Genomic DNA, 20,570 nt, shown 5'->3' on the forward strand with positions numbered 1-20,570 from the left:
CACGCGGCGACCGCATGCCCGCCCATCGGGGAGAATGGTGCGCATGAGCGCTCGTACACACTCCGTCGATGCCCCGCACCGGTCCGGTTTCGTCTGCTTCGTCGGACGGCCCAACGCGGGCAAGTCCACCCTCACGAACGCTCTGGTCGGCCAGAAGGTGGCGATCACCTCCAACCGGCCGCAGACCACCCGGCACACCGTGCGCGGCATCGTCCACCGCCCCGAAGCCCAGCTGGTGCTGGTCGACACCCCCGGCCTGCACAAGCCGCGCACCCTGCTGGGCGAGCGGCTCAACGACGTGGTGCGCACCACGTGGGCCGAGGTGGACGTCATCGGCTTCTGCCTTCCCGCCGACCAGAAGATCGGCCCCGGCGACAAGTACATCGCCAAGGAGCTGGCGGGGATCAGGAAGACGCCGAAGATCGCCATCGTCACCAAGACCGACCTGGTGGACTCCGAGCGGCTGGCCGAGCAGCTGATCGCGGTGGACCAGCTGGGCCGCGAACTGGGCATCGAGTGGGCCGAGATCGTGCCGGTGTCGGCCGTAGGCGCCAAGCAGACGTCGCTGCTGACCGATCTCATCGTGCCCCTGCTGCCCGAGGGCCCCGCGCTCTACCCGGAGGGCGACCTCACCGACGAGCCCGAGCAGGTCATGGTCGCCGAGCTGATCCGCGAGGCCGCGCTCGAAGGCGTACGGGACGAACTGCCGCACTCCATCGCGGTGGTGGTCGAGGAGATGCTGCCGCGCGAGGACCGGCCCGCGGACCGGCCGCTGCTGGACGTGCACGCCATCATCTACATCGAGCGCCCCAGCCAGAAGGGCATCGTCATCGGCCCCAAGGGTGCCCGCCTGAAGGACGTCGGCAGCAAGTCCCGCAAGCACATCGAGGCGCTGCTCGGCACGCCGGTCTTCCTCGACCTGCACGTCAAGGTCGCCAAGGACTGGCAGCGCGACCCGAAGCAGCTGCGCAGGCTCGGCTTCTGACGGCGGCACGGCGGCACGGCGGCACGGGGACACGGGGACACGCCAACGGGCGGAAGGACGGCCCCTGTTGGGGCCGCCCCCGAAGCCGCCCCGGGTCAGGATTCCAGGACCGCCCGGATCAGCGCCCGTTGGGCTTCGGTCAGGTGCGGGTCGTCCACCCGCACCGTGCGGTCGCCCACCGTGATCTCGTAGCGGAACCCGTCCGGTGCCCCGCTCGTCGTCGTACGGTCCGAAAGGGCGTCCCTGGCCAGCGAGTTCAGCCGGGGCGCGTCCGCCCGGCCGGTGGTCTCCAGCTCGCCGCGCCGGGTCAGCCCCGCGAAGCCGCCCGTCCTGGTCACCGCTATCCGCATCGCGTCCTCACTCCGTGGTGGGGGCGGGCACGCCCGCCTGACGCGGCACCGCACCGCCGGTCGCCGCGGGCGTGACGCCGACGCCCTGCCACGCGGCCAGCACGGCACGGTGCTCCTCACCGTCACCGTACCGGTGCAGCGCCGAGGCGGCGGTGGCCGCGGCGAAGGCGGCGAAGTCCGCGTCGTGCGCCAGCCGGCCGCCGGTCAGCGTGTCGTACCAGATCCGGCCGGCGCGTTCCCACGCGAAACCGCCCAGCGAGGCCGCCAGCAGGTAGAACGCGTGGTTGGGGATGCCGGAGTTGATGTGCACGCCGCCGTCGTCGTCGTAGGTGTCGACGTAGTGCGCCATGTCGCCGGGCTGCGGGTCCTTGCCGAGGCGCGGGTCGTCGTAGGCGGTGCCGGGCGCCTTCATCGAGCGCAGCGCGACCCCGTGCACGCCCGTGGCGAGCAGGCCCTCGCCGATCAGCCAGTCGGCCCGGTCGGCGGTCTGGCCGAGGTGGCGCTGCTTGATCAGCGAGCCGAAGACGTCGGAGACCGACTCGTTGAGCGCCCCGGACTGGCCCTGGTAGTCGAGATTGGCGGTGTACTGCGTGACGCCGTGGGTGAGTTCGTGGCCGATGACGTCCACCGCGATGGTGAAGTCGTTGAAGATCCGGCCGTCGCCGTCGCCGAACACCATCTGCTTGCCGTCCCAGAAGGCGTTGTCGTACTTCCTGCCGTAGTGCACCGAGGCATTTAGCGGCAGGCCCGCGCCGTCGACGGAGTGGCGTCCGTAGGCGGCGAGGTAGAAGTCGTAGGTGGCGCCGAGGCCGTCGTAGGCGCGGTTGACCGGGGGGTCCGAGGTGGCGGCGGCGCCCTCCGCGCGGACCTCGGAGCCGGGAAGCGTCTGGGTGTGGTGGGCGTCGTAGATGGTGCGCTTCGGCGTGTCGTCGGCGCGCGCGGCGATCGCCTCCGGGGCCACCGTCGCGTGACCGGTGACCCGGCGGCGGCTGCGGTGCGCGGCGTCCAGCTCCAGCGACAGGCGGGCGGGCAGGTGGAGTTCGGGGTCGGCGGACTGGGCGAGCCGGTGCAGCAGGTGCGGGGGGACGATCGAGCAGAACGAGCGGGAGCGGACGTCGTGGCCGGTCGCGTGCGGGGGATCCGTGAGTGAGTCCATAAGGGAAATGTCGCACCCTGTAGTCGAGTTGTCACTAGCCGTGGTCAGGATTGACGGAATGGAGTGGATTCCGGGCGGTTGGGGTTGCTTTCGTGTCTTGCATACTGAGAGGGACCGGGCTTCCGCTGTGCGTGGCCGGACCTCTCGGCTAGGCTTCCCCCATCATGCGATGCGGGCTGCTTCTCCTTAGCCGCCGCGGTGAGGGCCTGTAGTAGAGGCCGACCCCCTCCCCGCGGAGTTCGGTGCTGCGCGATCTCGCCGCCGTCGGCCGTCCTACGAGCCCAACGACTCCAGGAGCCTTCCGCATGAGCAGTCCCGCCTCCGTCGGCCGCCCCACGCCCGTCACCGCCGCCACCGTACGGCAGCGTCCCTCCGGCATGCCGATCCACCGCTACGGCCCGTACGAGGCCGTCGACATCCCGGACCGCACCTGGCCGGACCGGCGGATCACCAAGGCGCCGCGCTGGCTCTCCACCGACCTGCGGGACGGCAACCAGGCGCTGATCGACCCGATGTCCCCGGCCCGCAAGCGCGCCATGTTCGACCTGCTGGTGCGCCTGGGCTACAAGGAGATCGAGGTCGGCTTCCCCTCCTCCGGCCAGACCGATTTCGACTTCGTGCGCTCCATCGTCGAGGACGGCGCGATCCCCGAGGACGTGACGATCTCCGTCCTGACCCAGGCCCGCGAGGAACTGATCGAGCGCACGGTCGAGTCGCTGCGCGGCGCCCCGCGCGCCACCGTCCACCTGTACAACGCGGCCGCGCCGCTCTTCCGCCGGGTGGTCTTCCGCTGCGGGCGCGAGGAGATCAAGCAGATCGCGGTGGACGGCACCCGTCTGGTGATGGAGTACGCCGACAAGATCCTGGGCGACGAGACGGTCTTCGGCTACCAGTACAGTCCGGAGATCTTCACCGACACCGAGCTGGACTTCGCCCTGGAGATCTGCGAGGGCGTGATGGACGTCTGGCAGCCGGAGGACGGCCGCGAGATCATCCTCAACCTGCCCGCCACCGTGGAGCGTTCGACCCCCTCCACGCACGCCGACCGCTTCGAGTGGATGTCGCGCAACCTGTCGCGCCGCGAGCACGTGTGCCTGTCGGTCCACCCGCACAACGACCGCGGCACCGCGGTGGCCGCCGCCGAGCTGGCCGTGATGGCCGGCGCCGACCGCGTCGAGGGCTGCCTGTTCGGCCAGGGCGAGCGCACCGGCAACGTCGACCTGGTCACCCTGGGCATGAACCTGTTCAGCCAGGGCGTCGACCCGATGATCGACTTCTCGCAGATCGACGAGATCCGCCGCACCGCCGAGTACTGCAACCAGATGGAGGTCCACCCGCGCCACCCCTACGCGGGCGACCTGGTCTACACCGCCTTCTCCGGCTCCCACCAGGACGCCATCAAGAAGGGCTTCGAGGCGCTGGAGGCCGACGCGGCCGCCCAGGGCCGCGGCGTGGAGGAGATCGAGTGGGCGGTGCCGTACCTGCCCATCGACCCCAAGGACGTGGGCCGCTCCTACGAGGCGGTCATCCGCGTCAACTCCCAGTCCGGCAAGGGCGGTGTCGCCTACGTCCTGAAGAACGAGCACAAGCTGGACCTGCCCCGCCGGATGCAGATCGAGTTCTCGAGGATCATTCAGGCCAAGACCGACTCCGAGGGCGGCGAGGTCACCCCGGGCGCGATCTGGTCGGTCTTCCAGGACGAGTACCTGCCGGTCGACGGCGCCTCCTGGGGCCGGATCGCGCTGCGCAGCGCGCAGACCTCCACCAGCAGCGACGGCACCGACGCGCTCACCGTGGAAGCCGTGGTGGACGGCGCCGAAGCCGTGCTGACCGGCACCGGCAACGGCCCGATCTCCGCGTTCGTCGACGCGCTGAGCGGCATCGGCGTGGACGCCCGGGTGCTGGACTACTCCGAGCACACCCTGAGCGAGGGCGCCAGCGCCCAGGCCGCCTCGTACATCGAGTGCGCCATCGACGGGAAGGTGCTGTGGGGCATCGGCGTCGACCCCAACACCACCCGCGCCTCGATCAAGGCGGTGGTCTCCGCGGTCAACCGCGCCACGCGCGGCTGACCCGGGACTTCCCCCTCGCACCGACGGCCCCGGCCCCCGTACCGCAGCGGGGCGCCGGGGCCGTTTTCCGACCGGAACCCGTACGCGGTACTGACGGCGCCCCACGGTGTGGCTAACATCACTCCAACACGGCAGCGTTGCCGGAGCGTTACGTCACGTCGCGTCATGTTTCGCCATGAACGCGTAAGCGTCACGTCGCCCTTCCGCCGGCACGCCGTCCGTGATCGTGCCGGGACGAGCCGCCGGAGGTCGCGCCGTGAGCCTGTCATCGCTTGAACTGTGCTGCCGGGGTCTGTACGTCTGGGGCGTCCGGACGACGTGGCACACCGAGGGTGACGGCGAGTTCTTCTGCCCGGGCTGCGGCGGTGACCGCAACTACCGCCGTCGCACCGGGACCCGCCGCCTGACGCTCCTCAACATCCCACTGCTGCGCCGCGGCTCCGCCGGAACGGTCGCCGAGTGCGGGGTGTGCGGCGAGCGCTTCGGCCTGGAGGCGCTCCAGGCGCCCACCACCGGCCGGTTCTCCGCCATGCTGCGCGACGCCGTGCACACCGTCGCCCTCGCCGTGCTCACCGCGGGCGGCGCCGGGTCGCGGGCGGCCCGCGAGACGGCGCTGGAGGCGGTGCGCGACGCCGGGTTCAGCGACTGCACCGAGGACCAGCTGATCGGGCTGCTGGCCGCACTCGCCGCCGACGAGGGCCGGATGCCGGGCGCCTACGACTCGCTCGCCGACGCGGTGGACGGCTGCGGCACCTGGCTGTCGATCGAGCTGCACGAGGCGCTGGCCCCGCTGGCCGAGCACATGGAACCGCAGGGCCGCGAACGCGTCCTGCTCCAGGCGGCCCGCATCGCCCTGGCGGACGGCCCGTACCAGGCGGCGGAACGCGAGGTGCTGACCGCGGTCGGGAACTCGCTGGCCTTCCCCCAGGAGGACACCGACCGCCTGCTGGAGGCGGCGGCCGGCACGCTGTCCTGATCCGGGGAGGCCCGCCGCCCCGATCCGCGGGCCCGCCGTCCTCGGCCCTCGCCGCCCGGCCGCGGGCCGCCGTGCGCGACAATGACCCCATGACCCTCTTCCGTGACGACGGCCTGGTGCTGCGGACGCAGAAGCTCGGCGAGGCCGACCGGATCGTCACGGTGCTCACCCGGCGGCACGGCAGGGTGCGGGCGGTCGCGCGGGGGGTGCGGCGGACCAAGTCGAAGTTCGGGGCCAGGCTGGAGCCGTTCTCCCACGTCGACGTGCAGTTCTTCGCGCGCGGCGGCGAACTCGTGGGCCGCGGGCTGCCGTTGTGCACGCAGGTCGAGTCGATCGCCGCGTACGGCAGCGGCATCGTCGACGACTACGCCCGCTACACCGCCGGGACCGCGATGCTGGAGACCGCCGAGCGGTTCACCGACCACGAGGGGGAGCCGGCCGTCCAGCAGTACCTCCTGCTGGTGGGCGCGCTGCGCACGCTCGCCTCCGCCGAACACGACGCCCGGCTGGTGCTGGACGCCTTCCTGCTGCGGTCGCTGGCCGTCAACGGCTACGCGCCGAGCTTCGAGGCGTGCGCCCAGTGCGGCATGCCCGGGCCGAACCGGTTCTTCTCGGTCGCCTCGGGAGGAGTGGTGTGCGGGGAGTGCCGGGTCCCCGGCAGCGTCGTACCCTCTCCGGAGTCGATGGAACTGCTGGGGGCGCTGCTGACGGGCGACTGGCGGATCGTGGACTCCTGCGAGGAGCGGCACGCCCGGGAGGGCAGCGGGCTGGTCGCCGCCTACCTGCAATGGCACCTGGAGCGGGGCCTGCGGTCGCTGCGGTTCGTCGAGAAGTCCGCCGGGCTGTAGGCCCCGCGCGGGGCACGGATACACGGGTACACGGGAGAAGGTAAAAGAGCACATGGCACGTCGTGGGATTCTCAGCCGCAACCGCCGCGAGTACCGGGTGCCCGACCCGCACCCGTCCGGCGCCCGGCCGCCGAAGATCCCCGCCGAACTGGTGCCGAACCACGTCGCCGTGGTCATGGACGGCAACGGCCGCTGGGCCAAGCAGCGGGGGCTGCCGCGCACCGAGGGGCACAGGGTCGGCGAGGGCGTCGTGATGGACGTGCTCAAGGGCTGCATCGAGATGGGCGTCAAGAACCTCTCGCTGTACGCCTTCTCCACCGAGAACTGGAAGCGCTCGCCGGAGGAGGTGCGCTTCCTGATGAACTTCAACCGCGACGTCATCCGCCGCCGCCGCGACGAGATGGACGAACTCGGCATCCGCATCCGCTGGACCGGGCGGATGCCCAAGCTGTGGAAGTCGGTCGTCCAGGAGCTCCAGGTCGCCCAGGAGCAGACCGTCGACAACGACGCGATGACGCTGTACTTCTGCGTCAACTACGGCGGCCGGGCGGAGATCGCCGACGCGGCGGCGGCGATGGCGGCCGACGTGAAGGCCGGACGGCTCGACCCGTCGAAGGTCACCGAGCGCACCTTCGCCAAGTACCTGTACTACCCGGACATGCCCGACGTGGACCTGTTCGTGCGGCCCTCCGGCGAGCAGCGCACCTCCAACTACCTGATCTGGCAGTCCGCCTACGCCGAGATGGTCTTCCAGGACGTGCTGTGGCCGGACTTCGACCGCCGCGACCTGTGGCGGGCCTGCCTGGAGTACGCCTCCCGCGACCGCCGCTTCGGCGGCGCGATCCCCAACGAGATGGTGGAGAGCCTGCGCAAGGGCTAGCCCGCCCGCACGGCCTCCCGTACGAAGGCCCCCGGTCGTCCCCTTCGGACACCGGGGGCCTTCGGCGTGTCCGGACGCGCTGCGGCCCCTTCGCCGAACGTTCTGACATTACGTGCAATAATTGTCAGCATGTCCGACGACGAGAAGCTGGAAGCGATCCTGGGCGCCGCCTACGAGTGCTTCCGGCTGCACGGCGTGCGGCGGACGACCATGGACGACATCGCCCGCCACGCGGGCATGTCACGACCGGCCGTCTACCAGCACGTACGCAACAAGGAAGACGCCTTCCGGCGGCTGGCGACCCGGCTGTTCTCGCAGGCGATGGCCGACTTCCGGGCCGGCCTCGACGCCGACGCGCCGTTCCCCGAGCGGCTGGCGCTGGCGCTCGCGGCCAAGCTCCGCCTGGTGATCAAGGTCTGGTCGGAGAGCCCGCACGCCGAGGAACTGCTCGGCGAGGGCGTCAAGCTCACCGCCGACCTGGTCTTCGAGGCACACGCCACCACCCTCGACGCGCTGACCGCCGCCGTGCACGCCGAGCGGCCGGACGCCGACGCCGAGGAGTTCGCCGAGCTGCTGATGGCGCTCGGCCGCGGCCTGGAAGTGCGCTCCGCCGACCCCGACGTCCCGCTGCGACGGCTGCGGCACGGCGTCGCGCTGCTCGTCGCGGGTCTCGACCACCCCGCAACCGCCTGACGCCGTAAGGGGACACCATGTCCGTTCTGCTGCACCGAATAGGCCGCACCGCGTACCACCGCCGCAAGACGGTGGTCGCGGTGTGGCTGGTGATCCTCGCCGCGCTGGTGGCCTGCGTGGCCGCTTTCGGCGGCAGGCTCGACGACACCTTCAGCGTGCCCGGCGCCCAGTCCCAGCAGGCGCTGAACACCCTGAAGAAGACCCTCCCGGCCTCCTCCGGGACCAACGCCCAGATCGTCTACACCGTCCCGCGCGGCAAGGACGTCACCAAGCCGCCCTACGCCACCGCCATCGCGGACAGCCTGGCGAAGGTCGCGAGGACCCCGCAGCAGGACGCGGTCGTCACCCCGCAGCAGGCCCACACGGTCTCCCCGGACCACTCGGCCGCCGTGGCCCAGGTGCAGTACCCGCTGCAACGCGCCGAGGTCAAGCAGTCCTCGCTGGACGCGGTCGAGGCCGCCGCGAAGACGGCGAAGGCCGACGGGCTGAGCGTCTCGGTCGGCGGCACCGCCTACGGCAGCCGGGGCGTGCAGGTCGGGCCCGGCGAGATGATCGGCGTGGTGGTCGCGCTCGCGGTGCTGGTGATCACCTTCGGCTCGCTGCTCGCCGCCGGGATGCCGCTGGTCTCGGCGCTGCTCGGGGTGGGCGTGGCGCTGGTCGGGCTGATGGCGCTCACCCCGCTGGTGTCGGTCTCCTCGACGGCGGTCACCCTCGCGCTGATGCTGGGGCTCGCGGTCGGCATCGACTACGCGCTGTTCATCCTCTCCCGGCACCGCTCCCAGCTCGCCCGCGGCATGGCCCCGCGCGAGTCGGCGGCGCTCGCCAACAGCACCGCGGGCAGCGCCGTGGTCTTCGCGGGCAGCACGGTGATCATCGCGCTGGCCGCGCTCAGCGTGATCGGCATCCCGTTCCTGACCGTGATGGGCCTCGGCGCGGCCGGCGCGGTGCTGATCGCGGTGCTGGTGGCGCTCACCCTGCTGCCCGCGCTCGCCGGATTCGCGGGGGAGCGGCTGGTGCCCGAGGCGGGCTCGCGGGCCGCGCTGCGCGCCCGGGCGGCGGCGGGCGACGGAGACAACGAGGACAAGCAGGGCGGCGGGCGCGACACCATGGGCGCGCGCTGGATCCGGTTCGCCACCGCCAAGCCTCTGCTGACCGTGATCGCGGTCGTCGGCGCCCTGGTGGTCGCGGCGCTGCCCGCCGGGGACCTGCGGCTGGGGCTGCCGGACAACGGTTCCGCGGCCAAGGGCTCCGGCGAACGCGTCGCCTACGACACCATCAGCGACCGCTTCGGGCCCGGCTTCAACGGCCCCCTGCTGGTGCTGGCCGACGGCCCGGCGACCGGCCCCGCGGCCCAGCGGGCCGCGCTCGGCGTCGCCAAGGAGCTGCACGGCCTGCCGGGCGTGGCCGCTGTCGCGCCGCCGCAGCCGACCAAGGCGGCCGGACAGTCGGTCATCGAGGTCGTCCCGGCCGGCGGTCCCGAGGACCAGCGCACCACGGACCTGGTCAACGCCATCCGCGACAAGGCCGGTGCCCTCCACACCGCCACCGGCGAGACGGTCTCGGTCACCGGCACCACGGCCGTCAACATCGACGTCTCCAACCGGCTGCGCGACTCGCTCCTGCCGTACCTGGGCATCGTCGTCGGGCTCAGCCTGATCCTGCTGATGATCGTCTTCCGGTCGCTGGTGGTCCCGGTCAAGGCGACCGGCGGGTTCCTGCTGTCGGTGGCGGCCTCGCTCGGCCTGGTGGTCGCGCTCTTCCAGTGGGGTTGGCTCGCGGACGCGCTCGGGGTGGCCAGGACCGGTCCGGTCGTCAGCTTCCTGCCCATCATCCTGATCGGCGTGCTGTTCGGGCTCGCCATGGACTACGAGGTCTTCCTCGTCTCCGGCATCCGCGAGGAATGGGTGCGCACCGGCCGGGCCGAGGAGGCCGTGGTGGACGGTGCCCGGCACAACACCCGGGTCGTCACCGCCGCCGCGCTCATCATGTTCACCGTCTTCGCGGGCTTCTTCCCGACGGACGACGCGTTCATCAAGCCGATCGCGTTCTCGCTCGGCGTGGGCGTGCTGCTGGACGCCTTCGCGGTGCGCATGACCCTCGTCCCGGCGGTCCTGGCGCTGGTCGGCCGGGCCGCGTGGTGGCTGCCGCGACCGCTGGAGCGCGTGCTGCCGAACCTGGACGTGGAGGGCTCGGCGGTCACCGCGGACGGCGAGCGGGCCACGGGGGTGCCGACGCGGTAGTGCGGTGGTGCGCGGGGACGTGAGAGAGGGGCGGTGGCGCGGGCCACCGCCCCTCTCGCGCGTTCAGTCCCGGGCCGTCAATCCTTCGCCTTCGCCCGGGCGCAGCTCTCGCAGGTGCCGAAGATCTCGATCGTGTGGTCCACGTTCACGTAGCCGTGCTCGGCGGCCAGGGCCTCCGCCCACTTCTCCACCGCCGGGCCCTCCACCTCGACCGCCTTGCCGCAGTCGCGGCAGACCAGATGGTGGTGGTGGCCGCTGCTGCACCGCCGGTAGACCGCCTCGCCCTCGCTGGTGCGCAGCACGTCCACCTCGCCCGCGTCGGCCAGCGACTGGAGGGTGCGGTAGACCGTGGTCAGCCCGACCGAGTCGCCGCGGTGCCGCAGCAGGTCGTGCAGCTCCTGCGCGCTGCGGAACTCGTCGACCTCGGACAGGGCGGCCGAGACCGCGGCCCGCTGCCGGGTCGAGCGGCCCTGCACGGGCGGGTTTGCGGTGGCCACGATCGTCCTCCTCGGTGCCGCGCGGGCTCGTGTCGCCGGTACTGCCCCCATTGTGCCAGCGCCCGCCGGGCACCGGGCGGCGTCCACCGGGGCACCGGCGAGGCGGCGGGTGCGCGGAAATGTGGGAACCGATTTGATCCGGGGGGTGCGGACGCCGGTAATCTGAGGTATTCGCTGGGCCGCAGCGGGCCGCCTGAACACGACGCGCGGGTACCGAGCGGATCCCACACTGACCGCTTCGTCGTACTGAAGAGAGCACCGTGGCCGCCGACAAGATCGACACCATCGTCAGCCTGAGCAAGCGCCGTGGCTTCGTCTACCCCTGCTCCGAGATCTACGGTGGCCAGCGCGCCGCCTGGGACTACGGACCGCTCGGCGTGGAGCTCAAGGAGAACATCAAGCGCCAGTGGTGGCGTTCCATGGTCACCTCGCGCGACGACGTGGTCGGACTCGACTCGTCGGTGATCCTGGCCCGCGAGGTCTGGGAGGCCTCCGGTCACGTGGCCACGTTCACCGACCCGCTCACCGAGTGCACCTCCTGCCACAAGCGTTTCCGCGCGGACCACCTGGAGGAGGCGTACGAGGCCAAGCACGGCCACGCGCCGGCGAACGGCCTCGCCGACGTCAACTGCCCCAACTGCGGCAACAAGGGCGCGTTCACCGAGCCCAAGCAGTTCTCCGGCCTGCTCTCCACCCACCTCGGCCCCACCCAGGACTCCGGTTCGGTGGCCTACCTGCGCCCCGAGACCGCGCAGGGCATCTTCACCAACTTCGCCGCCGTCCAGCAGACCTCGCGCAAGAAGCCGCCGTTCGGCATCGCGCAGATCGGCAAGTCGTTCCGGAACGAGATCACTCCGGGCAACTTCATCTTCCGCACGCGTGAGTTCGAGCAGATGGAGATGGAGTTCTTCGTCAAGCCGGGCGAGGACGAGACGTGGCACGAGTACTGGATGGAGCAGCGCTGGAACTGGTACCGCGACCTCGGCATCCGCGAGGAGAACATCCGCTGGTACGACCACCCCAAGGAGAAGCTGTCGCACTACTCCAAGCGCACGGCTGACATCGAGTACCGCTTCAACTTCGGCGGCACCGAGTACTCCGAGCTGGAGGGCGTGGCCAACCGCACCGACTACGACCTGTCGGCGCACTCCAAGGCCTCCGGCCAGGACCTGTCGTACTTCGACCAGGAGGCCGGCGAGCGCTGGTTCCCGTACGTCATCGAGCCCGCGGCGGGCGTCAACCGCGCGATGCTGGCGTTCATGCTCGACGCGTACAACGAGGACGAGGCGCCCAACGCGAAGGGCGTCATGGAGAAGCGCACCGTCATGCGGCTCGACCCCCGGCTCGCGCCGGTCAAGGTCGCGGTGCTGCCGCTGTCGCGCAACCCGCAGCTGTCGCCCAAGGCGAAGGGCCTGGCGGCGGACCTGCGCAAGAACTGGAACATCGACTTCGACGACGCGGGCGCGATCGGCCGCCGCTACCGGCGCCAGGACGAGATCGGCACGCCGTTCTGCGTCACGGTCGACTTCGACACGCTCGAGGACAACGCGGTGACGGTGCGGGAGCGGGACACGATGAAGCAGGAACGGGTGTCCCTGGACCAGGTCCAGGCCTACCTGGCCAGCCGGTTGCTGGGCTGCTAGCCCGTTTTTCAAGGGTACGGGGTGGCTGCGGTCAGCCTGTGCTTTTAGGGGCGCGGGGAACTGCGCGATCAGCCACGGCGGTGGGTGGGTGGCCACTCGCCTTCGTGGCTGGGGCAGTTGACCGGCCACCGGCCGGTGGGACTCGAGCGCGCAGTTCCCCGCGCCCCCAAAAAACACAGGGCGCGAGCCCTACCCCAGCAGCTTGCCCACGATGCGGTCCAGTGCTGCCAGATCCTCCGCGGGCAAGGACAGCAACGCCTGCGGGGGCGTGCCCAGGATGGCGTCGGCTCGGGAGGCCTCCGTCTCGCCCTCCTCCGTCAGGCGGACCAGCTTGGAGCGGCGGTCCGCCGGGTTCGCCGTGCGTTCGACCAGCCCGCGCCGCGCGAGGTCGTCGACGATGAGCGTCGCGTACGGCGCGTCGATGACCATCCAGTCCGCGAGCGCCCGCAAGGTGATCGGCCCGCGGGCGATCCGCCGCAGCGCCTTGACCCGGTTGAAGCTCATCCCGAGCGCGGTCCCGACCTCCTTGCGGCGGTCGTGGGTCTCGTGCAGCAGCGTGTGCAGGTTCCGCCAGACCCGTTCCGCGGTCGGCGCGGCCGGCGCGGTCGGTTCGGAGGTCACTTGGCTCGCGTCCATCAGGCGTTCACCGGCATCTTGATCTCTTCGGTCTGGAGGCGGTCCGCGGTGCGCTCCGCGGTGCCCCGCGCCCAGCGGCCGGAGGTGATCGTACCGACCAGCAGGACGACCGCGCCGCACCCGGCGATGATCCACCACGCGGTCCGGCTGCTGTCGGTGAACTGCTGCCCGTAGCCGCCGGTGACCCCGGCGGCCATGACCGCGCCGATCACGGCGACGCCGAGCGAGCTGCCGATCTGGCGGCTGGTGGAGGCGACCGCGGCCGCGACGCCCGCCTGGGAGCGCGGCATGCCGGACACCGCCGTGTTGGTGATCGGCGCGTTGACCAGGCCGAACCCGATGCCGAAGATCACGTAGCCGAGCATCAGCAGCAGCGTCGGCATGTTCGTGGCGTAGCCCAGCGCCAGCGTCACGCCGCTCAGCAGCATGCAGGAGCCGGCCAGCACCAGCGGGACGCGCGGGCCCCGGCTGCCGACGACGCGGCCGGACAGCGGGGCGAAGACCAGGGCCATCGCGGCCATCGGCAGCATGTACAGGCCGGCGTGGAGCGCGTCGAGGTGGCGGACGTCCTGAAGGTAGAGGGTGTTGAGGAAGAGGAAGCCGCCGAGCGCGGCGAAGCCGCTGATGGCGATCACGGTGGCGCCGGAGAACGGCGCGCTGCGGAAGAACCGCAGGTCGATCAGGGGTTCCTCACGCCGGGGCTCGTACAGTCCGAGGCCGACGAGGGAGAGTACGGCGAGCGCGCCGCAGCCGAGGATCAGCGGCGAGGTCCAGCCGCGGCCGGGGGACTCGATGATGCCGTAGGTGACCGAGGCGAGCAGCACGATCATCAGCACCTGGCCGACCGGGTCGGGCCTGCGGGCCTTGGGCGCCCGGGACTCCGGGACGAACAGCCGGGTCAGCACCAGCGCGGCCAGGCCGATGGGCACGTTGATCCAGAAGATCGACCGCCAGCCCACCGTCTCCACCAGCGCGCCCCCGACGATCGGGCCCGCCGACATGCTGATGCCGACCACGCCGCCCCACACGCCGATGGCGCGGGCGCGTTCCCTGGGGTCGGTGAAGGTGTTGGTGATGATCGACATCGCCACCGGGTTGAGCATGGAGCCGCCGATCGCCTGGAGCATCCGGAACGCGATCAGCCAGCTCAGGCTGGGCGCCAGACTGCACAGCAGGGACGCGGCGGTGAAGATCGCCAGGCCCGCCTGGAAGACCCGGCGGCGGCCTATTCGGTCGGCGGTCGAACCGGACAGCATCAGCAGGCTGGCCAGCACCAGCGTGTACGCGTCGATCGTCCACTGGAGACCGGAGACGCCCGCGTGCAGTTCCCTCTGCATCGAGGGCAGCGCGACGTTGAGAACGGTGTTGTCCAGGCTGACGATGAGCAGGCTCATGCAGCAGATCGCCAGGACGAGCAGGCGTCGCCTGCGGGTCAGCTCGGGCACGTACGACTCCCCGTGAGTGCTTGTACGGATAGAACTATTAATACCGTACAACTAAAACGCGGGCGTGCTTCATTCCCGGGGAAGCCCGGTGAACGGACCCGCGGTCAGGCGGAGGCGCCCAGGCCGGTCAGGACCAGGGCGCGGATCGCCTCGAAGGCCGGGCGGATCCCGTCCGACGCCCAGTCCGCCGCGTACGCGGGGTCGTGGAAGCGGTTGGTGGCGTCCCACGCCGCGCGGGCGGCGCGCGCGGGCTCGGCGGCCGGGCCGCCCGCGGCGAACTCGCCGCGGGCGACACCGTCCTCGATCACCTCGGTCAACTGGCCGACCAGCGTGGTGACATGACGCTCCACCACCTGGCTGTGCTCGCCGACCAGCACCATGTACGTGGCGAACAGCTCGGGGTCGTCGCCCGCCTTGTGGCGCTTGGCCTCGAACAGCGACTCCAGCCACGCCGCCAGCCGCTCCGGCGCCGGGCCCGCGCCGGCCGCGACCTGGGCCAGCGCGACCTCCGAGCGCTCCAGCCAGCGCGCGGTCACCGCCTCGCGCAGGGCCGCCTTGCTGGGGAAGTGCCGGTAGACGCTGCCGTGGCTGACCCCGAGCGCCCGCGCCACGTCCACCACGGTGGCCTTCGCCGGGCCGTAGCGGCGCAGCACCTCCTCGGTGGCTTCGAGGATGCGGTCGGGGGTCAGCGCGTCCGGCGGCATGCGGTCCGGCCTTTCTGGGTCGCGGGCGGGGTCACGGACCGGCCGGGCGGCGGGCCGCTGCCCGCTGTCGAGCGGGTCACTTCTCGCTGTCGAGGTGCGCCATCTGGGAGTCGGGGTACCGGGCGCCCGCGGCGGCCCCGGCCGGTACGGCCTTCTCGATGGCCGCCAGGTCGGCGTCGTCCAGCGTGACGTCCAGCGCGCCCAGCGCCTCGGTCAGGCGGTCCCGGCGCCGGGCACCCACGAGCGGGACGATGTCCTCACCCCGGGAGAGCACCCAGGCGATGGCGATCTGGGCGACCGTAGCACCCTTGGTCTCGGCGATCCGGCGCAAGGCGTCGACCAGGTCGAGGTTGCGCTCCACGTTCCCGGCCGCGAAGCGCGGGCTGAAGGCGCGGAAGTCGCCCTCGCCGGGCTTGCGGTCACGCGTCCAGTGGCCGCTGAGCAGACCGCGGGAGAGCACGCCGTACGCGGTGACGCCGACGCCGAGTTCGCGGGCGGTGGGCAGGATCGCGTCCTCGATGCCACGGGAGAAGAGCGAGTACTCGATCTGGACGTCGCTGATCGGGGCGACCGCGGCGGCGCGGCGCAGGGTGTCGGCGCCGACCTCGGACAGGCCGATGTGCCGCACCCAGCCCTTCTCGACCGCCTCGGCGATCGCGCCCACGGTCTCCTCGACGGGCACGTCGGGGTCGACGCGGGCGATCCGGTAGACGTCGATGTGGTCGGTGCCCAGGCGCTGGAGCGAGTAGGCCAGGAAGTTGCGGACGGCGGCCGGGCGGCCGTCGTAGCCGCCCCAGCCGCCCTCGGCGTCGCGCAGGGCGCCGAACTTCACGCTGATCAGGGCGTTGTCACGACTGCCGGGGCGGGCGGCGAGGGCGTCGCGGATGAGCAGCTCGTTGTGGCCCATGCCGTAGAAGTCGCCGGTGTCCAGCAGGGTGACGCCGGCGTCCAGGGCGGCGTGGACCGTGGCGATGGACTCGGCGCGGTCGGCCTCGCCGTACAGGGCGGACATGCCCATGCAGCCGAGACCGATCGCGGAGGTGGCCGGGCCGGTGGTGCCGAGGGTGCGGGTGCGCATGCGGATGACTCCTTCGAGAGAACGTGCTCAACAAGGGTCGCATATGCGATGACAGATTTCAATATCTGTCATCGCGTATGCGTTCATCGCGTTGCGACGCCCTGCCGGTACCCCCGTCGCCGGACCGGTCACCGCACCGTGCGCGGCAGCCGCAGGCTCAGCACCACCGCGGCGGCGACCAGCGCGACCTGCACCAGCAGCGCCGTGACCAGCGCGTCCCGCATGCCGGCCGACGAGGCCAGGGACAGGAAGAGCGTGCCGAGGGTCGCCACGCCGAGCGCCAGCGAGGACTGCTGGGTGGTGACCATGACGCCGCTGCCCACGCCCGCGCGCTCCGCCGGGACCTCCGACAGCACGATCCGGAAGAGCGTGCTCATCGCCATGCCCTGGCCGAACCCGAGCACCGCCATGCCCGGCGTCAGCGCCAGCGGCCCGATGTGCGGCCACCCGGCCAGCGCGGTCGCGACCACCACCAGCAGGCCCAGGCCCTGCACGGTCAGGCCCACGGTGACCACGTGCCGCCCGTACCGGGTCACCAGCCGCGGCGCGATCAGCGACGCGGCGAAGAACGCCACCGCCATCGGCGCCAGCGCGGTGCCCGCGGCGACCGGGCCGAGCGCCAGGCCCTGCTGGAGCGCGACCGCCATCACGAACATGAAGCCGCCGAAGCCGGTGAAGAACGGCAGCGCGACCCGCAGGCCGCTGCGCATGCCGTGGTTGCCCAGCAGCGAGGGCGGCAGCAGCGGATCGCCGCCGGAGCGCTCACCGGCCCGCTCGACCCGCCAGAACGCGACGCCCAGGAACGGCGAGGCGGCCAGCAGCAGCCAGGTCCACAGCGGCCAGCCGATCGCCCTGCCCTCCATCAGCGGCACCAGCAGGGCCAGCAGCGTCGCGCCCAGCAGCAGGGTGCCGCGGGTGTCGATGCGCGCCGGGTTCGCCGACCGGGTCTCCGGGACGCTGCGCAGGCTGAGCACGATCGCGGCCAGCGCGACGGGCACGTTGACCAGGAAGATGGAACGCCAGCCGGTGCCCGCGACGTTCGCCGCGACCAGCCAGCCGCCCAGCAGCTGGCCCAGCACCGCCGAGATGCCGCCGGTGGCGCCGTACAGGCCGAGCGCCCGGCCGCGCCGCGATCCGGTCGTGGTGGCCTGGATGGTGGCCAGCACCTGCGGCAGCATCATCGCGGACGCCGCGCCCTGCGCCACCCGGGCGCCCACCAGCGTCCAGGCGTCCGGGGCGAGCCCGCAGGCCAGCGAGGTCAGCGCGAACAGCGCCGTGCCGATCAGGAACAGCCTGCGCCGCCCGACCATGTCGCCGAGCCGTCCGCCCAGCACCAGCAGCACCGCGTACGCGACGCCGTACCCGGCGGCGACCATCTCCAGCAGCGCCGGGCCCGCGTGCAGGTCGCGGTCGATGGTCGGCAGTGCGACGTTGACGATGAAGAAGTCGATCATGGGCAGCGCCGCGCCGAGGAGCAGCGTCAGCAGGCCGAGCGGGCTCAGGGCCGACGGCTCGGCGGTCCGCCGGCCGGGCGCCGCGTGGCGGCCCGGGCTGCGCACCCCGGCGGGCGCGGTCTTGGATGCGGTCTGTGAAGTCACCCCTTTACGATCCGGCCTCGCGGAAGGGGGTACCAGAGTGTGCTTATCCAGGTATTGGGGGAACCTGGCAATCGTATGAGCAGTGCGGCACCCTGGTGGCATGAGCGCGAGCACTGACATCCGCCGTCGTGAACTGGCCGACTTCCTGCGCAGCCGCCGCGAGCGCATCACCCCCGAGCAGGTGGGTCTGCCGCGCGGCGCCCGCCGTCGCACCCCCGGCCTGCGGCGCGAGGAGGTGGCGCAGCTGTCCGCGGTGGGCGTCACCTGGTACACGTGGCTGGAACAGGCCCGCGACATCCAGGTCTCGGCACAGGTGCTGGACGCCGTCGCGCGCACCCTGATGCTCGACCCGACCGAGCGCGCCCACCTGTTCGTGCTGGCCGGACTGCCCGATCCGGTCCCCGGCAGCGACTGCCCGTACCTCACCCCGTCGCTGCTGGAGGTGCTGGATCAACTGGAACCGCTGCCCGCCTGCGTGATGAACAGCCGGTACGACATCCTCGCGTACAACCGCAGCTACGGGTGGCTGGTGGAGGACCTCGACGCGCTCCCGCCCGAGGAACGCAACATCCTGTGGCTGGTCTTCACCGACCCCGACTGGCGCGAGGCGGTGATCGACCGCGACCAGGTGATCCGCCGCTGCACGGCGCAGTTCCGCGCGGCGATGGCCGAACACGTCGCGGAGCCGGTGTGGAAGCTCCAGGTCAAGCGGCTCCAGCAGGCCTCGGAGGAGTTCCGCGAGGTGTGGAGCGAGCACGAGGTGGTCCGGCCGTCCAGCACCACCAAGCGGTTCCTCAACAAGCGCTTCGGCCTGCTCAACATGGTCCACAGCAGCATGTGGCTGGGCCAGCGCAGCGGCAGCCGGATGGTGGTCTACACCCCGCTGGACGAGGAGACCCGCGAGCGCCTCGACCGCCTCCAGGCGTTCGCCCTGGCCCAGGAGGACGCCCGCCGCCGCACCCTGCGGCAGGAGGCGGAGCCGGGGGCCGACCGCCGCCCGGTCGCGGTCTGAGCGGCACCCGGGGGCAGCCGGGGGACGGGCACCGGACGCGGGCCGGATACGGGACAATGGAGCTTCCGCCCGTCCCCGTACGCCCCGAGGAATCGCCGCGATGACGCCCCCGCAGACCACGCCGTTGCAGATCGGACCGCACACCGTGACGCCGCCCGTCGTGCTCGCGCCGATGGCCGGGATCACCAACGCGCCGTTCCGCACGCTGTGCCGGGAGTTCTCCGGCGGCAAGGGGCTGTTCGTCTCCGAGATGATCACCACGCGGGCGCTGGTCGAGCGCAACGAGAAGACCATGCAGCTCGTCCACTTCGACGCCTCGGAGAAGCCGCGCTCCATCCAGCTGTACGGGGTCGATCCGGCCACCGTCGGCAAGGCGGTGCGGATGATCGCCGACGAGGACCTCGCCGACCACGTCGACCTCAACTTCGGCTGCCCGGTGCCCAAGGTGACCCGTAAGGGCGGCGGTTCCGCGCTGCCGTACAAGCGCCACCTGCTGCGCGCCATCCTGCGCGAGGCGGTCGGCAACGCGGGTTCCCTCCCGGTGACCATCAAGATGCGCAAGGGCATCGACGACGACCACCTGACCTACCTGGACGCCGGCCGGATCGCGGTCGAGGAGGGCGTCACGGCGGTCGCGCTGCACGGCCGCACCGCCTCCCAGCACTACGGCGGCACGGCCGACTGGGACGCCATCGCCCGGCTGAAGGAGGCGGTCACCGAGATCCCGGTGCTGGGCAACGGCGACATCTGGTGCGCCGACGACGCCGTGCGGATGATGCGCGAGACCGGCTGCGACGGGGTCGTGGTGGGCCGCGGCTGCCTGGGCAGGCCGTGGCTCTTCGGCGACCTGGTGAACGCGTTCGAGGGCGGCGGCGGGCAGGCCAGGCCGACGCTGCGCGAGGTCACCGCGGTCATGCGCCGGCACGCCGAACTGCTGGGGGAGTGGCTGGGCGACGAGCGGCGCGGCGTCATCGACTTCCGCAAGCACGTCGCCTGGTACACCAAGGGCTTCGCGCTGGGCGCCCAGTCCCGCCAGCGGCTGGCGCTGTCCTCCTCGCTGGCCGAGCTGGACGAGCACCTCGGCGCCCTCGACCTCGACCAGCCGTGGCCGGACGGCGCGGAGGGCCCGCGCGGCCGCACCGCGGGCACGAAGCGCGTCGTGCTGCCGGACGGCTGGCTGGGGGACCCGTACGACACCACGGTCGCCGTCGACGCCGACGCGGAGTCCGACACGTCGGGCGGCTGACGGGGGACGAACCGGGCGGCCGAGGGGGATTTCCCGGATCGCTCCCACGGCTTGCGGGACACCTGAGTCCGGCATGTGCGGGGAAAGAGCGGGAAAGCTCAAGAAAGATGGCCAAAAGGTGACCATCCAGGCGTCCGGATCGTAAGACGGGACGCTTTTGCGCCGCGTGATTCTCGCCACGTTTGATTCGACCCCTGCTCATATGAGCGAGATCGAAAACGGCACCCAGTGTCGCTACTTCTCCAAGGCATGGCACCGGGTGCCACTCGCCGCGCTTCAGTTCATCAAGACGTCATCACCTTGCGTCACGATCCATGGCGCTCACCTGCCAGGATCGCCGCTCATGTGAGGATAATCGTTCAAGAAGTGAACACAAGGAGGCGGCGGGTCTCGCATCCCGGATCACAGGCGAATGGCCCAGAAACGCTTTCGATCTCCTGGCAGACGGGTGGTTACGGCCATGTGACGTGGCCGTGCACGTACTGCGCAGCCTTGGAGATGGGTACGCTCC

The 20,570-nt window shown here is 71.7% G+C and carries 19 protein-coding genes; 11 read left to right on the forward strand and 8 right to left on the reverse strand.

Annotated features, from left to right (window positions below):
- The first annotated feature begins 34 nt into the window (after positions 1-34).
- Positions 35-985: a GTPase Era gene (gene era / locus K7472_RS23815; protein ID WP_372458034.1), complete on the forward strand. Its 951-nt coding sequence runs from the start codon at positions 35-37 to the stop codon at positions 983-985.
- 95 nt (positions 986-1,080) lie between these two features.
- Here era and K7472_RS23820 read toward each other — a convergent pair whose 3' ends face one another.
- Entirely contained in the window at positions 1,081-1,335 is a 255-nt protein-coding gene (locus tag K7472_RS23820; protein ID WP_222980592.1) for a protealysin inhibitor emfourin, read from the reverse strand.
- 7 nt (positions 1,336-1,342) lie between these two features.
- On the reverse strand, positions 1,343-2,491 hold the full coding sequence (locus tag K7472_RS23825) for a M4 family metallopeptidase (protein WP_222980593.1): 1,149 nt from the start codon (positions 2,489-2,491) through the stop codon (positions 1,343-1,345).
- 305 nt (positions 2,492-2,796) lie between these two features.
- Here K7472_RS23825 and leuA point away from each other — a divergent pair, with 305 nt between their 5' ends.
- The 6 genes from leuA (at position 2,797) to K7472_RS23855 (ending at position 10,200) form a co-directional block, all read left to right on the forward strand.
- Positions 2,797-4,563: a 2-isopropylmalate synthase gene (gene leuA, locus K7472_RS23830; protein WP_222980594.1), complete on the forward strand. Its 1,767-nt coding sequence runs from the start codon at positions 2,797-2,799 to the stop codon at positions 4,561-4,563.
- A gap of 223 nt (positions 4,564-4,786) precedes the next feature.
- Positions 4,787-5,539 (forward strand): TerB family tellurite resistance protein, encoded by a 753-nt coding sequence (locus K7472_RS23835; RefSeq protein ID WP_222980664.1) that lies wholly within the window; start codon positions 4,787-4,789, stop codon positions 5,537-5,539.
- Between the two features lie 89 nt (positions 5,540-5,628).
- Complete coding sequence (recO, locus tag K7472_RS23840) at positions 5,629-6,387, forward strand: DNA repair protein RecO (RefSeq protein ID WP_222980595.1); 759 nt, start codon at positions 5,629-5,631, stop codon at positions 6,385-6,387.
- Positions 6,388-6,439: 52 nt separating this feature from the next.
- Positions 6,440-7,267, forward strand: a complete 828-nt coding sequence (locus K7472_RS23845) for an isoprenyl transferase (protein ID WP_222980596.1) — start codon at positions 6,440-6,442, stop codon at positions 7,265-7,267.
- A 129-nt stretch (positions 7,268-7,396) separates the two neighbouring features.
- Positions 7,397-7,960, forward strand: a complete 564-nt coding sequence (locus K7472_RS23850) for a TetR/AcrR family transcriptional regulator (RefSeq protein WP_222980597.1) — start codon at positions 7,397-7,399, stop codon at positions 7,958-7,960.
- A 17-nt stretch (positions 7,961-7,977) separates the two neighbouring features.
- Positions 7,978-10,200 (forward strand): MMPL family transporter, encoded by a 2,223-nt coding sequence (locus K7472_RS23855; RefSeq protein ID WP_222980598.1) that lies wholly within the window; start codon positions 7,978-7,980, stop codon positions 10,198-10,200.
- A 77-nt stretch (positions 10,201-10,277) separates the two neighbouring features.
- On the opposite strand, the gene K7472_RS23860 is transcribed toward K7472_RS23855, so the two are convergent.
- Positions 10,278-10,697 (reverse strand): Fur family transcriptional regulator, encoded by a 420-nt coding sequence (locus K7472_RS23860; RefSeq protein ID WP_308014054.1) that lies wholly within the window; start codon positions 10,695-10,697, stop codon positions 10,278-10,280.
- Between the two features lie 260 nt (positions 10,698-10,957).
- Here K7472_RS23860 and K7472_RS23865 point away from each other — a divergent pair, with 260 nt between their 5' ends.
- Positions 10,958-12,340, forward strand: a complete 1,383-nt coding sequence (locus tag K7472_RS23865) for a glycine--tRNA ligase (protein WP_222980600.1) — start codon at positions 10,958-10,960, stop codon at positions 12,338-12,340.
- A 189-nt stretch (positions 12,341-12,529) separates the two neighbouring features.
- Here the strand turns inward: K7472_RS23865 and K7472_RS23870 are convergent, their stop codons facing one another.
- The 5 genes from K7472_RS23870 to K7472_RS23890 form a co-directional block, all read right to left on the reverse strand.
- The gene (locus K7472_RS23870) at positions 12,530-12,961 is read right to left on the reverse strand and encodes a MarR family winged helix-turn-helix transcriptional regulator (protein ID WP_308014055.1); all 432 of its coding nucleotides are present in this window, start codon (positions 12,959-12,961) and stop codon (positions 12,530-12,532) included.
- Positions 12,962-12,975: 14 nt separating this feature from the next.
- A complete protein-coding gene (locus K7472_RS23875; protein ID WP_222980602.1) occupies positions 12,976-14,421 on the reverse strand; it encodes an MFS transporter in 1,446 nt (481 codons plus the stop codon).
- Between the two features lie 104 nt (positions 14,422-14,525).
- Positions 14,526-15,125, reverse strand: coding sequence for a TetR/AcrR family transcriptional regulator (locus K7472_RS23880; protein WP_222980603.1), 600 nt, complete (start codon positions 15,123-15,125; stop codon positions 14,526-14,528).
- 76 nt (positions 15,126-15,201) lie between these two features.
- Positions 15,202-16,203 (reverse strand): aldo/keto reductase, encoded by a 1,002-nt coding sequence (locus K7472_RS23885; RefSeq protein WP_222980604.1) that lies wholly within the window; start codon positions 16,201-16,203, stop codon positions 15,202-15,204.
- 128 nt (positions 16,204-16,331) lie between these two features.
- Entirely contained in the window at positions 16,332-17,903 is a 1,572-nt protein-coding gene (locus K7472_RS23890) for an MFS transporter (RefSeq protein WP_222980665.1), read from the reverse strand.
- Between K7472_RS23890 and K7472_RS23895 the strand changes: the two genes are divergently transcribed.
- From K7472_RS23895 to K7472_RS23905, 3 genes are all read left to right on the forward strand, one after another.
- Positions 17,902-18,813, forward strand: a complete 912-nt coding sequence (locus K7472_RS23895) for a helix-turn-helix transcriptional regulator (RefSeq protein ID WP_222980605.1) — start codon at positions 17,902-17,904, stop codon at positions 18,811-18,813. The genes K7472_RS23890 and K7472_RS23895 overlap by 2 nt on opposite strands.
- 100 nt (positions 18,814-18,913) lie before the next feature.
- Complete coding sequence (gene dusB / locus K7472_RS23900; protein ID WP_222980606.1) at positions 18,914-20,059, forward strand: tRNA dihydrouridine synthase DusB; 1,146 nt, start codon at positions 18,914-18,916, stop codon at positions 20,057-20,059.
- Positions 20,060-20,261: 202 nt separating this feature from the next.
- Positions 20,262-20,408, forward strand: coding sequence for a hypothetical protein (locus K7472_RS23905; protein ID WP_222980607.1), 147 nt, complete (start codon positions 20,262-20,264; stop codon positions 20,406-20,408).
- Positions 20,409-20,570 lie beyond the last annotated feature (162 nt).

Origin of the sequence: Streptantibioticus parmotrematis (assembly GCF_019890615.1) — a bacterium.
GTDB classification, from domain to species: Bacteria; Actinomycetota; Actinomycetes; order Streptomycetales; family Streptomycetaceae; genus Streptantibioticus_D; species Streptantibioticus_D parmotrematis.